At 44.4% G+C, this 15,268-nt stretch carries 9 protein-coding genes; 1 reads left to right on the top strand and 8 read right to left on the bottom strand.

Translation table 11 applies throughout. The features are described 5' to 3' along the window. Nucleotides 1-154: 154 nt before the first annotated feature. The 5 genes from GJQ68_RS09890 to GJQ68_RS09910 form a co-directional block, all read right to left on the bottom strand. Nucleotides 155-781 (bottom strand): protein-L-isoaspartate(D-aspartate) O-methyltransferase, encoded by a 627-nt coding sequence (locus tag GJQ68_RS09890; RefSeq protein ID WP_162417126.1) that lies wholly within the window; start codon nucleotides 779-781, stop codon nucleotides 155-157. 48 nt (nucleotides 782-829) lie between these two features. Continuing rightward, a complete protein-coding gene (locus tag GJQ68_RS09895; RefSeq protein ID WP_162417127.1) occupies nucleotides 830-1,819 on the bottom strand; it encodes a 2-hydroxyacid dehydrogenase in 990 nt (329 codons plus the stop codon). A gap of 6 nt (nucleotides 1,820-1,825) precedes the next feature. After that, complete coding sequence (locus GJQ68_RS09900) at nucleotides 1,826-4,570, bottom strand: cation-translocating P-type ATPase (RefSeq protein WP_162417128.1); 2,745 nt, start codon at nucleotides 4,568-4,570, stop codon at nucleotides 1,826-1,828. A 34-nt stretch (nucleotides 4,571-4,604) separates the two neighbouring features. After that, entirely contained in the window at nucleotides 4,605-6,989 is a 2,385-nt protein-coding gene (gene ppsA, locus GJQ68_RS09905) for a phosphoenolpyruvate synthase (RefSeq protein WP_162417129.1), read from the bottom strand. A 110-nt stretch (nucleotides 6,990-7,099) separates the two neighbouring features. Further along, complete coding sequence (locus GJQ68_RS09910; RefSeq protein ID WP_162417130.1) at nucleotides 7,100-7,837, bottom strand: DUF4397 domain-containing protein; 738 nt, start codon at nucleotides 7,835-7,837, stop codon at nucleotides 7,100-7,102. A 235-nt stretch (nucleotides 7,838-8,072) separates the two neighbouring features. Between GJQ68_RS09910 and GJQ68_RS09915 the strand changes: the two genes are divergently transcribed. After that, complete coding sequence (locus tag GJQ68_RS09915) at nucleotides 8,073-8,273, top strand: hypothetical protein (RefSeq protein WP_162342059.1); 201 nt, start codon at nucleotides 8,073-8,075, stop codon at nucleotides 8,271-8,273. A gap of 107 nt (nucleotides 8,274-8,380) precedes the next feature. On the opposite strand, the gene GJQ68_RS09920 is transcribed toward GJQ68_RS09915, so the two are convergent. The 3 genes from GJQ68_RS09920 to otsB form a co-directional block, all read right to left on the bottom strand. After that, nucleotides 8,381-11,179, bottom strand: a complete 2,799-nt coding sequence (locus tag GJQ68_RS09920) for a cation-translocating P-type ATPase (protein WP_162417131.1) — start codon at nucleotides 11,177-11,179, stop codon at nucleotides 8,381-8,383. 43 nt (nucleotides 11,180-11,222) lie between these two features. Continuing rightward, complete coding sequence (locus GJQ68_RS09925) at nucleotides 11,223-13,622, bottom strand: glycoside hydrolase family 65 protein (protein WP_162417132.1); 2,400 nt, start codon at nucleotides 13,620-13,622, stop codon at nucleotides 11,223-11,225. 68 nt (nucleotides 13,623-13,690) lie between these two features. Next, nucleotides 13,691-15,244: a trehalose-phosphatase gene (gene otsB, locus GJQ68_RS09930; RefSeq protein WP_162417133.1), complete on the bottom strand. Its 1,554-nt coding sequence runs from the start codon at nucleotides 15,242-15,244 to the stop codon at nucleotides 13,691-13,693. Nucleotides 15,245-15,268: the final 24 nt, after the last annotated feature.

Below are 15,268 nucleotides of genomic sequence, written 5' to 3' on the forward strand. Positions count from 1 at the left end.
CAGATCCTCTCCACATTTACTAATGAGCGACAAATACCATTTTCAAGCTACGGTTTGGCTAAGTGAGTTGTGCTGCCCATAAAAAGCGCTGCCGCCTCCATGATGGTTTCCGACTTTACAGATTTTATAGATTTAATTTACTTCAATTGCCGCTTCAATTTGATCCTCCCGTCATGGGCACAAACTGTACAGGGATACGCTCTTCTTCCCGAAACTGGTCCTGACCGGTTTTTTCCAGTAGGATAAGTCGCTGGGAGATTTTTCCCACCGGTGCAATCAACCTGCCGCCAGGTTTTAATTGCGCTTTTAGTGTTTTTGGAATTTCATCCGCTGCTGCTGTCAGCATGACCGCATCAAACGGTCCTTTATCAGCCCAACCTTCCTTGCCATCCCCGCAACGGATGGAAACATTATTGATTCCCGCCCGGCTTAAATTTTTCTCGGCAAAGGGGACCAGCCCCTCAATGATTTCCAGGCTATAAACATGAGTGACTAGTTGAGATAAAATGGCTGCATTGTACCCACATCCCGTACCAATTTCCAATAGGACATCATCTTCCTGAAGACCCAGGGCCTGGGCCATATAGGCTACCATGTAGGGTTGGCTGATGGTTTGGTTATTGCCAATCGGTAACGGCCGGTCTTCATAGGCCATACGTTGGTATTTTATAGGAACAAAATCTTTCCGATCCACCTCCGACATGGCTTTGATTACCAGCGGATCATTGATACCTCTTTTCTTCAGTTGGTCATCTACCATTTGCCTCCATGTAGTATTCATACCTATCTATTTTACGGTTACCTCCGATTTAAGTAGGAAAAAGGGCTCTTATTGCTCATGCATGGCTTTCTTTCCTTTCGCCCAATCGTTAAGATTTTGAATGGTCGTCTCCATGTTTTCTTTTATTGCCTCATGGGTAAGAAATGCCTGATGAGCGGTAATCAATACATTTTTGAATCCCAAAAGGCGTATAAACAAATCATCCTGAACGACATCATTACTATGGTCCTCAAAAAACAGGCCTTTTTCATGTTCATAGACATCCATTCCCAAATACCCGATCTTCCCTTCCTTGAGCCCATCTATCAAGGCTTCTGTTTCACAAATGGCTCCCCTCGCCGTATTGATCAGCATCACTCCTTTCTTCATCCAGTTAATTTTTTCCTTATCGATAAGGTGTTTCGTTTCCTTGGTGAGCGGTGCATGGATGGAAATGATGTCCGATCTTTTACAAACCTCTTCAATACTTTCATATTTTACCTGGTATTTATCTATCAATTCCTTATTCTCTTCCAGGTCATAAATCAGAATTTTGCAGCCAAATCCAGATAAAATTTTAACGCTTACTTCTCCGATTTCACCTGCCCCCAGCAAGCCGACCGTTTTGCCATGCATGTCAAAGCCTACGAGGCCATCCAGTTCAAAATCATGATTCCTGACTTTTTGGTTGGCCTGGTTCAGCCTGCGATTGAGTGCCAGCATCAGTGCAACGCTATGTTCGGCCACACTATGTGGAGAATAATGTGGCACATTGGCAACCTTAATACCCAGTGCTTTGGCTTTTTCCAAATCAATATGGTCCATACCCATGGACCGGGTAGCTATAAATTTGACGCCTGACTCATGTAGTTTATCCAAAACCCCGGCTGTGACCTGGTCATTGGCAAAAACAACAATGGCATCACTGCCTTCGGCCAGGGAGACGGACCCTTCCGTGAGTGGTTCCTTATGGAGAAAAAATGAAATACCTCCCTTTTCTCCTTTGGTGTCAAAGTAGGGTTTTTCATAAGGAGATATGCTGTATACGGTAGCTTTCATGTTATTCTAATTTTTCCTGAATCTTATATATTTATACAATTCCCCGGCCACAACGATGGCAGCGGAAGCAATGGTAATCAACAATAGGTCTGCCCAAGGTAAATTTTCAAATCCCATCAGCTCCCTTAAGAAGGGAACTTTTATCACCAACAACTGGAGCAATACCGCTCCCAAGAATGCAAAATTCACCCATCGATTGGTAAATAACCCTATTTCAAAAACGGATAACCGGAGAGACCGCAAGTTGAATACATTGAAAATCTGTGTCATTGAAACGGCTACAAAAGCAGCCGTTCTGGCCATTTGCTCTCCCTCAGAAAGGTAAAATTGAAAAGAGAGGAGGGTCAGCGCCACAATTACCGCCGAAACCAAAAAGAGGAAAGGAACAATATCCCCTTTTAGAATTTTTTCGCTCTTCTTCACCGGGGCTTGTTTCATGATATCCCCATGCCCGGGTTCAGTGGCCAAGGCCACATCTACAATCCCTGCTGTGACCAGATTAACGTACAGCACCTGAACAGCCGTTAACAACAAAGGAAAACCCAAGGCCATGCTGATGATAAAAGCCAAACCAAAAGCAAAGTTGGTGGTCAAAAGAAAATAACTTGTGATCCGAACATTGTTAAAGACAATCCTCCCTTCCCGGATGGCGCTGACAATGCTTTTAAAATTGTCATCCTGCAAAACAATCTCCGAAGCATCTCTGGCCACATCGGTACCCCTGATTCCCATGGAGATTCCCACATCTGCACGCTTAAGTGCTGGAGCATCATTGACGCCGTCCCCGGTCATGGCGATCAGCGTATCCTTTGCCTGAAGTCTTTCCGCAATCCTGAGTTTGGTATCGGGATTCATCCTGGCAAAGACATTTACGTTTTGCAGGTATTCATCAAATTGATCATCCTCCACATCCAATTCCTGGGTCTTCAAAGCAGTATCCTCGGTTTCTTCATCTAAAATCCCCACCTCCCTGGCGATGGCAGCAGCTGTTATTTTATGGTCTCCGGTTACCATAATTACCCGTATCCCTGCTGTCCTGCATTCTTGAATAGACTCCCGAACGCCGTCTCTGGGAGGATCAATGATGCCTGTTATCCCTACCCAGGTCAAATTTTCCACATCGTCTGCCACTATTTCGTTTTTACCTTTGGCTTTTTTATATCCCAAGGCAAGTACCCGCATGGCATCCTTGGCGTATTCATCCATTTTATCCTGGATTTCCTTTCTCTTTTCATCATCCAGTTGTTTGCTGCCATCTGAAGTAAGGTACTCCGCGCTCAATTCCAATAACCGTTCGGGAGCACCTATTACAAATATTTCCGGGCCATCCTCCGTATCCACCAGGGATGCCCTGAATTTCTTTTCTGAATTAAATGCCAGGTCATCCCGTTTTTTGTATTGATCAAAAGGGGACATGGATTTGATTTTTGCTTTGGCACCTACTACCAACATGGCCACTTCATTGGGATCTCCTTCTGCCTGCTCAGCTTCATTACATTCCGATCCCTCCTCACTTTCTTTTTCACCTTGACCATCCTGTCGCTGCCTATCCTCCTCTTTTAGTCTGGCATCATTACAATATGCTGCTATGGCAAAGAGTTTTTTTTCAATCGGGCTGTTTTCGAGATCCAAATCTTCGTCATTGACCTTAAAATCTCCCTTTGATTCATAACCCGTACCGGAAACACCTACTTCTTTGCCACTACCGGAAAATAATTGCTTGACGACTAGGATACTTTGGGTCAAGGTTCCGGTCTTGTCGGTAAGGATGGTGGATACGGATCCCATCATTTCTGTAGCTGTAAATTCACGGATGATGACATTTTGTTTGGCCATCCGGTTTGCCCCAATGGCCAGGACAATGGAAATTACGGCTGGCAATCCTTCTGGAATTATGGACACCAGAACCGCTATGGTTACCAGTAAGGTTTCCTGAAATTCATAGTCCCTAAACCAATATCCCAGGGAGAAGACAACAGCGGACGTAATAATGGCAATACCTGCCATTTGTTTGCCCAATAAACTCGTTTTCTTCCGAAAGTTGGAATCCTGCATTTCCATTTGATCCATGGATTGAGCAATTTTACCGATTTCGGTATGGGTTCCGGTGGCGGTGACCACAGCCTTTCCTCTTCCCTTCACTACGTTGGTGCTTTTCCACACCATATTGACCCTATCGCCTATAGGTGCGCCCTCTTCCGCAGGCACTGTTTCTTTATCTATCGGCATGGATTCTCCAGTCAGTGAAGCTTCCGCTGTCCTCAGCTCTTTCACTTCCAGCAACCGGCCATCGGCAGCAACGGTATTCCCCTCCTTTAAAACCATCAGGTCTCCAGGCACCACTTTTTCGGCGGGAATTTTTTCTTCCTGTCCATCCCGGATGACAAAGGCGGATTTTTGTTCGAGGCTTTTTATGGCCTGGACGGCCTTCTCCGCTTTATATTCCTGGGTAAAACCCATGATGGCATTAAACAGGATGACTGCTAAAATAATATACACATCAGCCATTTGATCGGCCCAAAATGCAATCCCCGCTGCTATAAAAAGTATGAGGATAAGGAAATCCTTGAATTGTTTGATAAATAAGAGAAACGGATTTATGCCCCCTTTGTCCGGTAATTTATTTTCACCGAATTGGTCCAGGCGCTGCCTTGCTTCTTCGGAAGAAAGTCCCTTCTCCTCCGACTTCAACTTTTTGATAACTTCTTCTTTTTCTAAGCTGTGGTAAGGATAATGTTGGTCAATATCCATTAGTCTGATCTATAAATTTATCTCTCTTTGCAAATCACTTATTCTCAGCATCTAAAATATTTTTTATTCCTTTGGCCACCGCATCCGGATTGAAGGAAATACTATCAATTCCTTTTTCGACCAGAAATTGAGCGAATTCGGGAAAATCACTGGGAGCCTGACCACAAAGTCCAATTTTCTTTCCTTTCTTTTTGGCCTTGTCAATCGCCATACTGATCATTTGTTTTGAGGCATCGTTTTGTTCATCAAACAAATGGCTCACAAGGGAAGAATCCCTGTCAAGTCCCAGGGTAAGCTGAGTAAGATCATTTGAACCGATTGAAAAGCCGTCAAAAATGGCTGCATATTCTTCGGCCTGCAATACATTTGCGGGTATTTCACACATCACATAGATTTCCAGACCATTCCATCCTTGCTTTAAACCAAAATCCCCCATAAGATTGATGACTTTCTCTCCTTCTTCCAAGGTTCTGCAAAAGGGGACCATTAACTTCACATTCGTCAAGCCCATATCATCCCTAACCACTTTCATGGCTTCGCACTCCATACCGAATGCCTCTCTGTACGCATCACTGTAGTACCTGGAGGCACCCCTAAACCCCAGCATTGGATTTTCTTCATCCGGCTCGAATTCTTCCCCGCCGATCAGGTTGGCATATTCATTGGATTTAAAATCACTCATTCTAACAATTACCTCCCTGGGATAAAATGCCGCGGCTATGGTAGCCACTCCTTCCGCCAGTTTATCCACAAAAAATAAGCGTTTTTCGGAATAGGTGCTCGTCAACGCTTCAATTTTCTTTTTTGCTTGCTTGTTTTTGAGTTCGCTAAAATGTAAAAGTGCCAGGGGATGGATTTGTATGCTATTATTTATTACAAATTCCAATCGCATCAGTCCTACCCCCTTTACCGGGTAATTACTATAACTGAAAGCAAGCCCCGGGTCTGCAAGAATCAACATCACCTCCGTACTTGGTTCCGCATATTCTTGAAAATCAATCTCCTCCTCCTCCCATTCAATAAACCCATCATAGACTTTACCGGTATTCCCTTCTGCACTTGAGACCGTTATTTCCTGGCCGTCTTGAATAGTATCCGTGGCATTTTCAGTTCCCACCACTGCCACGGCACCCAGTTCTCTGGCCACAATGGCGGCATGGCTGGTACGGCCCCCACTGTTGGTAACGATGGCAGAAGCTTTTTTCATCACATTGTCCCAATCCGGATTGGTGATGTTGGTTACCAACACATCTCCTTTCTGAAGTTTATTCGATTCATCGGGGGAATCGAGGATCCGGCTCACCCCTTTGGTGACTTTTTCTCCTATAGCGGTTCCGGTGCTAAGTACCTTACCCTCACCTTTTAGCCTGTATTCTTTGATTTTTGCCTTTTCCTTCCCGGAATGGACGGTTTCGGGTCTGGCCTGAACGATAAACAACTCCCCACTTTCGCCATCTTTCGCCCATTCAATGTCCATGGCTCTTCCGTAGTGATTTTCGATCTCAAGTGACCAGACAGCCAATTTTGTAACTTCTTCATCCGTAAGGACAAATTTATTCCGGTCTTTTAATGGAGTTTTACGGTTAACCGTCGTACCCTTTTTGCCATCTTTGGCGTAAACCATGGTTTGTTCTTTGCTACCTAATTTCTTGGAAATGATAGCGCGCATTCCTTTTTTCAATGCCGGTTTAAACACCAGGAATTCATCCGCGTTAACCGCTCCCTGCACCACATTGTCACCCAGGCCCCAACTACCCGTAAGAAAGATCACTTTTTCATACCCTGTGTCGGGCAAAATGGTGAAACCAACACCGGCAGCAGCCTTATCTGCACGAACCATCTTTTGAACTCCTGCAGATAAAGCGACACTAAGATGGTCAAAACCATTATGTTCCCGGTAACGAATGGCCCTTTCTGTGAATAAAGAAGCATAACATTTCTTGCAGGCATCAAGGGTATTTTCCGCTCCCTGAATATTCAGAAATGAATCATGCTGTCCGGCAAAGGATGCATCCGGAAGATCTTCCGCAGTGGCACTACTTCTCACCGCAACACTGGTCAGGCTTTCTTCCTGTTCTTCGAGTTGATGATATGCTTCCTTGATGCTATTTTTCAAATCTTCTGGAAACTTGGCAGCTAAAATGAAACCCCTAAGTTTTTCTCCTATTGATTTAAGGTTTTTAAAATCTTTTTTATCCAATTTTTCTAATGTGCCAGCTACCTTTTCCCTGAGCCCATTATGGTCCATAAAATGCCAATAGGCATCGGAGGTAGTTGCAAAACCTGATGGAATGCGGATGCCTTTCGGACCCAATTGACTGATCATCTCGCCGAGTGATGCATTTTTACCCCCCACTTCTGCCGTATCCCTGTTCGTCAAATCTTTAAAAAATCGAGTGTAGTTTCCCTTATCATTCATCGTCCTACCTTTAAGATGCCATCATACATTTTATCATAAATAGAAAAGACCCGATGCAGGCTAAATACCTGCATCGGGTCTTTGCCTTATAACTAATCATTCTTTAAACTTTAATTATTTATCAACACATCCGCACTGAGGTTATTATTATTCCCCGCCGGCGGCGTGTTATAACCTCTGGCTACGATGGTATATACCCCACCAGATCGTAAATTTAGATCTGGAATGGATAGGACTTCGGCGCCACCATCCGTTAAATTAACCTGAAAGGACTGTACGCCGCTATCAACCGTAACGAATTCGGTCGCCTCCAGGTACGCATTTCCTTCGACCAGTGTAGTCATTTCATCTTCCATATTCCTGGTCACATTTACTTCAGGAGAATCAGGAGAAAGATGAACAAAACGCACCGAAGCCTCGCCCGAAGAAATGGACACTTCTTCATCTTCTACCAACATTGCCTGCATGTCATCGTACTCATTCACATAAAATAACGAATAAGCCGCTCCCGTTTCAAATGTAAACGTGGTATCCACCACCACATTGGATGCATTTACCGGACTTACACGCATGGTTCGTTCTCCAGCGTAGAAATTGAGATAATTCGTATAATCTGCATATCTCAAAGGATAATAATTGATACGCCCGTTTTCCATTAGTATATCAAGTGAGGGCGCATCTGGAGAAGCGTGGTACAATCCCACGTAGGAAATCTCCGGAAGCGGTACCACATCGTCATCGTCCACCTCACAACCGGAAATCAAACCAACGAATAGTCCTAGAAAAGCAATCGGTATCAATCTGATTTTTTTCAGCTTTATCACTTTTTTTACTTCCTTAAAGAACATACTACTAACTTAATTTACTGTTTAAATTTATTCAATATATGGTATAAATAAAACAATCCCCATGCCAATCCAGCCTATTGGGTTATCAAAGTCGTCAACTTGTAATTTAGATGATTCGGAAACGAACCTGTTGGGTTTTGAGTCTAAAAGCCAGATCAGCCTGTTGAAATCAGAACTATTTTTTTCCTAACTCAGTTATACTTATTGATTAACCAAAATAAAAAACGAAATAATTATGGATATTACGAAGAAGGCAACAGGAGAAATAGAAGATCGTCTTAAAAAAATTGAAGATTTTATTGCTACAAAAGGCATTGGCTCTACTTACCTTAAAAAAGCACAGAAAACGCAGCGAGATGTTAATGTTGCGCTCGTTTTATTTGGAATCATCACGATCTCCGGACTTGCCTTTTGGATGAATGCCAAAAATAAATAACCTATAAGAAATTGAATCGTTGCGCATTTTTCGATAATCAAATCCTGGACTCTACCCGAATTTTTTGATAAAGGATTTGATTATTGATGCGTAGTGGTTAATAAGGCTTACTTTTTGAATTGTTTGATTACCTGTATGATAATCAACGGCATAATGCTGGTCAGGGCAATAAGTCCCCATAGCCTCCCTTCCATTTCCTGAAAGGAAAGAATTTCGCTAACCTGAGGAATGAAAAAGGCCAATGCCAATAAACTTACGCACAATCCAAGTGCCATCCAGATGTACTTATTCCGAGTAACTTGATTGTTAAAGACACTTTCATCTCCTTCTCTCATATTAAAAACGTGTAATAATTGAGCGAAAGCAAGGCTGAAAAAGGCCACGTTATTCGTGATTTCTTCGGGCTGCTCCCATACAAAATGGGCAAAGAAATAAGCTCCCGAGATGCAAAGCGTCAGTATCAAGCCGTACAAGGCAATTTGCAACCAGTTTGCACGGGTCAATAGCGGTTCCTGAGGATCTTTTGGGGGAAGTTTCATCACTCCCGCATTACCTTCACCCACGCCTAATGCCAAAGCCGGAAATACATCCGACAACAGATTGAGAAAAAGCAACTGCAAGGGCAAGAGCGGTAAGGTAAAAAGGCTGAAACTGACCAGGGCGATGATCAGAATTTCACTAAGGTGATAAGACAATTGGTACATGATAAATTTCCGGATATTGCCAAAAATAACGCGCCCCTGCTCTATCGCCTTTACGATGGATCCGAAAGCATCGTCTTTTAGCACCATATCCGAAACCTCCTGGGCCACCTGGGTGCCTCTTTTGCCCATGGCGATGCCAATATTAGCCTTTTTCAATGCAGGAGCGTCATTGATTCCGTCCCCGGTCATGCCTACTATCTCCCCCTGATTCTGAAAGTATTTTATTAAATGTAGTTTTTGAGAAGGATCCACTCGCGAAAAAATACGGATCGCTGCAAGCTCATTACGTTCAGCTTCTTCCAATTTCATATTAAGATCTTTCCCGGACATGGTCACCGATTCCTTCTTGTCTTTATCATCAATTAGATGCACCTGCTCCCCCACGTTCCGGGCCGTTCCGGGATGGTCGCCCGTTACCATTACCACCCGGATACCTGCTTCTTTACAGGTGTCCATGGCCTTTGCTACCTCAATTCGGGGCGGATCGATAAATCCGACCAAGCCAATAAAAATCATTTCCTGTAAAAAATCTTCTGCAGCTTTTCCTTCAGGTAACTGGTCTAACTTCTTGTAGCCAAAGGCCAACACCCTCAATCCCTCATCGGCAAGCTCATCGTTTTTTTGATACCAAAAATCTTTATCTTCCTCGGACAAGGATTTCACTTCTCCCCCCATTAAAATCTTTTGGGATCGTTCTATAAGGGCTTGTGCAGCCCCTTTCCCGGCCACATAGTGCGAATCGTCCTCTTTGTAAACCGCTCCCATCACCATGGATTCGGAATCAAACGGATCGTGTAATTCCCTTTCCAACTTCCGCAGTTCTTCAAACCGAGTTGAATCAAATTTTTTGGAAAAATGGAGTAGCGCTATTTCCAGAGGATCACCCTCACCGGCTCCGCTATCCATCTTATCTGACGCTTCCCCATGCCCGTTGTCAGTAATGGTGCCGTCCCCACTACCTTGGGAGGATTCGTTCGAATCATCACTGGATTCAGTATTCTCCGCCAATAAATTGGCATCGTTGGCCAATACGGCCACTTTAAATGCCTGTTGAAAATTCTCATCTTCGTCGGATTCCTCCGAACCACTTAGGTTAACTTGACCACCTTCTGACCAGTCAAAATCCAATCGCTTCTCTTGTGGAAAAACAAAGGTGTTGACAGTAAGTTGGTTTTTTGTAAGCGTGCCGGTTTTGTCTGTAAAAATAAGCGTCGTTTCACCCAACGTTTCTACTGCCTCCAGTTTTTTTACGATCACGTTCTTTTTTGCCAATTTCAGCATTCCCCGAGCCAGGGCTATACTTGCCACGATGGGAAGCCCCTCCGGAATGGCGGCAATGGTCCAGGCAATGGAGGTCTGAACCAGCTCGTAAATTTCCTTTCCAGTTAACCAGCCGACAATCAGAAAAGCCACTGCCAGGCCAATGGTTACGTAGATCAGATTTTTCGTCAACCGGTTCAATTTTTGGTTAAGCGGGGTGCTGTCCTTTTCTTGCTCCCCGACAAGAGCGGAGATATTTCCCAATTCGGTATGCATTCCGGTACCATAAATAACGACTTTACCGGTTCCGGTGGTGACGGCGGTTCCTTTATACAAAATATTACTTCGGTCTGCTACCGGTTTCTCTTCTTTAGCCTTTTCCGGGGTCTTGCTTACAGGTACGGACTCACCCGTAAGAGGTGATTCATCCAGCCCCAGTTCATTGGCCGAAACTAGCCTCCCATCGGCTGGTACAAGATCTCCTGATTCCACCAAAACGATATCTCCGGGGACAATACTTTCTGCATTGATCGATGTTTTTCGTCCGTTTCTCAGTACCTGGGCGGTGGTCTTGTCCATATCCTTCAAGGCTTCCATGGACTTTTGCGCCTTAAACTCCATCCAAAAACCAATGAATGTATTGACTAGCAGCACTACCAGAATAGCAATTCCCTCTGCCAAATCACCAAAAATAAAGGCAAGTAATGCCGCGGCTGAGAGTAGGTAAATGACAGGATTATTAATTTGAGAAATGAAAATTTGCCAAATGCTTTCTTTTTCCTGTTCTTCCAAGATGTTTGGCCCAAACTTTTTCCTTCTTGCTTCTACTTCTGTATCCGAAAGCCCGTTTTCAGGGTCTACCTCAAACGCATCCAGTACTTCCTCGACCGTTTGAAGATAGAAATCCTTTTCTTTACTGTCAGATGCTGTAGACTTTGCCATATCCTGTAACTCTTGTTATTTGTTGGTAATCGGTAGATTGAAATTATTCATCAAGGTAAAACTCCCTTACTTCGCCAAGTTTAAACGTATAGCTTTTGCCTTGAACACCTATTTTTACTTCGTTTTTCCATCCGGTTTCGAAGGTTATGGTTAATTTTTTATCGTCCAGTGAAAACGCAATCCAATGACGCCTGTATTGAACCCGCAAAGAAATCTTCTTAAGATGATCCAACATCGGAGGGTCAATCCACAAAGCTTCTTCTCCTACTTCCAGCCCAAGAAAAGCCCTTTGGACCAGGTCCAGGGATCCCGCCATGGCTCCCAGATGAATGCCCTCCGGAGTAGTACCGCCTTGGATATCCTCAAAATCACTGATTAGCACCGTCTCAAAATTATCCCAGGACTGTTGCTGATCGTATTTTAATAAAATCCAGGAAAACACCACCCGACTCAAAGTGGACCCATGGGAGGTCCGCTCTCTGTAATAAGCGATGTTTTTCGAAACCATCTCTTCCGAGTATTCGATTCCAAGCTGGTTAAAAATACGCTGAATTTCTGTTTTCGTAAACAAGTAAAAAAGCATCAACACATCGGCCTGCTTGCTGGCCTTATACCGATTCGGGCTATCTCCTTCATTTTCTAACACTCGATCCAACCGGTGAATATCTTCGTATTTGTTTCGATATTCTTCCCAGGGAAATTCGTCCAGCTTTTCGTACCCCTCGAACTGGGCAATGATACCCTCTTCGATGAAGGGAACGTACATTTTTGTGCTGATATCCTTCCACAATTCCAGGTCTGTCTCCTTGATGTGGAGCTCCTTCATCAGCTCTCTACGCCTGCTTTTCTCAATAATTTCTACGATATGAAGTGCCTTTTGCATGACCCATGCCGCCATTACATTGGTATAGGCATTGTTATTTAGCCCAACCTGATCGGAGTCTGGATAGGAAGTGTGGTATTCGTCCGGGCCCACGACCCCGTGAATTTCATACCGGTCTTCTTCCTTGTTGTAGCTGGTCATACTTTCCCAAAACTGGGCGATGCTTAAAAACATTTCCGCTCCGAAATAGGAGAGAAATTGTTGATCTTCCGTCGTTAGGTAATAGTTCCAAATATTGTATGCAATGGCCGAATTGATATGTCGCTGCAGGTGGGTATTATCAGGTATCCAGTTTCCTGACTGGGGGTTCAAATGTACCACCTGTGTTTCCTCCCTGCCGTTGCTACCACTTTGCCAGGGATACATGGTTCCTTTTTTTCCATCTTCCTTAGCGGCAAACCTGGCTTCCTCAATGCGGTAATACCGGTACATGAGCAAACTCCTGGTTAGGTCCGGAAACCGCAGATTTAAAAAGGGGAAGATATACAGCTCATCCCAAAAGATATGTCCCCGGTACCCCTCTCCGTGAAGTCCTCTGGATGGCACGCCCACATCCATTCCGATGATATTGGTGGATACCGTCTGGAGCAAATGGAAAATATGCAGACGGAGCAGCTGTTGGTTTCTATCTCCATTGATGATTCCTATATCTGCTCTATTCCATAGGGTCTTTAGCGCCTCCTCATGACGAAAACTAATTTCTTCAAAACGCCCAGCTCGCTTTATGGCCTTTTTTGCCTCTACCCCGGGTTCACTGATTGCCCTATCCCTGCTGGTATAAATACCCACCACCTTTTCCAAGGTATAGGTTTTTCCCTCTTCCAACTCTACCCGCAATACTTGTTCAATATATCCTTCCCGCTGGTTGGTGGTAATCACAGGGCTCATTTCCCTTTCGTCCTGATAAAGGGAGGTTCTGGCTGCCTGGGCCATGAATATTCTGGATTGCCGGGTGCTCACTAATAGAAAAATGGCATTATCATCAATTTTTTCTGTCTCCTGAGGCTTTAAATGCCTGTTCTCCAATTCGCGATACCGAGCTACATTGTCATTGCTCACATTTCCATCCAACCCGGAACGGAACTCTATTTTGCCGCTCCAGTTTTCTGGGGTTAATGACCAATGAATGCCTGCTATATGTTTGTCCCGCATGCTCACAATCCGCTTGCAGGTAATGGCTGTTATTCTTCCATCTTCATCCTCTATGCGAAATTCACGCATCAAAACCCCGCATTTCATATCGAGCGTCTGCCGATAGTCCAGTATCTTTTGGCTGTGAAGGTTGAGCCATGCGCCTCCTTCCGCTCTGAAATTGAGGCATAGCCAGTTAGAGAAGTTGACAAAATCTTCGTTTACAATCATTTTCCCAGATACCTCGGTCCTGGCCCTGTTGAAACCTCCCGCAAGATAGGTGCCCGGGTAATTAAAATCATCGCTGCGGCTTTCCTCAGCCGCCCCCCGGGTAGCAATGTACCCATTGCCTAAGGTACATAAAGCTTCTCTTAGTTTTTGCTTTTCGGGCTTCCATCCCTCGTAAACGATGCTAAAATTATCCTTCATATGCGCTTTTAAGCTGGTTTTTGATTTGATTTTACATTTCTGGCTCTACCGGCATTTTTACTTTCCAATTAGGAGTTACCTTTATCCCATTTTCCCAACTCCTCTAAAAACCCATATACCTCCCCGGTATCCTTTAACCGGTAATCGGCATAGGTTTTTTGCCCGTGGGAGCCCACCAAAATGCCGGTACCGTTTAAGGCTTTTAGCGCATCTTCGTCCGTAATATCGTCACCAATGAAAATAGGATGGTATTGGGCTCCTGCTAAATCCAATTCATCAAGCAGCCAATTTAATGCGTGTCCTTTATGCCAATCCAGGTCCGGCTTGAGCTCCAGAATCTTTTTACCCTTCCCGATTTTAAGTCGCGGCTGCCCATCCAGAACTTCTTCCACTGCATTTTCAACCTCCGCTACCTTTCCTGCTTCTACCCGCCGGTAATGGACCGCGATGGCATATTTCTTCCTTTCCACCTCGCAGCCATCGATCGCTTCAATCCGCTTTTTCAACTTCTTTTCAACCTTGTCCAAAATGGGAAGGATCTCTTTACCTGGCTCGTATTGCATCTCCAGCCCATTAGGACCAGAAATCTCAAAACCGTGGCTACCTGCATAAATCAATCCCTGAAGCTTGACTTTTGATTTTAAATCGGCCAAGCCCCGCCCACTGATGATCGCAATGGTAAATTGATCTGACAATCGCTGAATAATTTTCTTACTGTCAGGGGCTAATTCAGCCGCATTGGGGTCTTCCACGATGGGAGTCAGTGTGCCGTCGTAATCAAAAAATAACACCGGTCGCTTCCCCTCGATGTCAGTAATAATATCCTGGAAGCTTTCCAGCGCATGGGGAAGTGTCGCCGTTTCCCAGGGTTTCTTTAGTGTTTCCATAATATTTTCCAATTCGGTAAGTTCATGTACCACAATGTCAGCCCCCGCATTACGAAGCGCTTCATCCTCTCCATTTCTAGCTACCCCAACTACCGCCGAAAAACCACCTTTTTTACCTGCTTTGATCCCAGCAATGGCATCTTCTATAATTAGGGTACGATCCAAATCAGCATTTAGATTCTCCATGGCCTTAATAAACACATCAGGTGCCGGTTTGCCTGGAATCTCCTGCTCCCTGGCTATTTCACCATCTATCCTAACATCAAACCAGTACAGCATATCAGCAGCTTCCAAAATCCGCCGACAATTTCGACTCGCCGAAATGACCGCCAATTTTATCCCTTCCTTTTTCCACTTCTTTACCATTTCCAATGTATCCGGAAAAACGTCCACTCCCTCCTTCTCCATCAAATCTAAAAAAATATTATTTTTCCTCTTACCCAGACCAACTATTGAATCCACCTCCGGGTCGTCTTCGGGGTTGCCTTCGGTCAGGGCTAATTGGCGGGATTCAAGAAAGGCGCGGACCCCGTCATGCCTGGAGACCCCGTCAATAAAGCGTTTATAATCCTTCCCAATATCCAAAGGATCAAAATTCTTACCCTGCACCTTTTCCAAGTATTCGTCAAACATCTGCTTCCAGGCGTTGGCATGTAGTCTGGCACTGTCTGTGATCACACCGTCCATATCCAATATGATCGCCTGTATAGTGGGTGGTACCTTTTTTGACATCATTTTTTCGGATTAGGTATAAGGTAA

It is taken from the genome of Cyclobacterium roseum (assembly GCF_010119225.1).
GTDB lineage: Bacteria > Bacteroidota > Bacteroidia > Cytophagales > Cyclobacteriaceae > Cyclobacterium > Cyclobacterium roseum.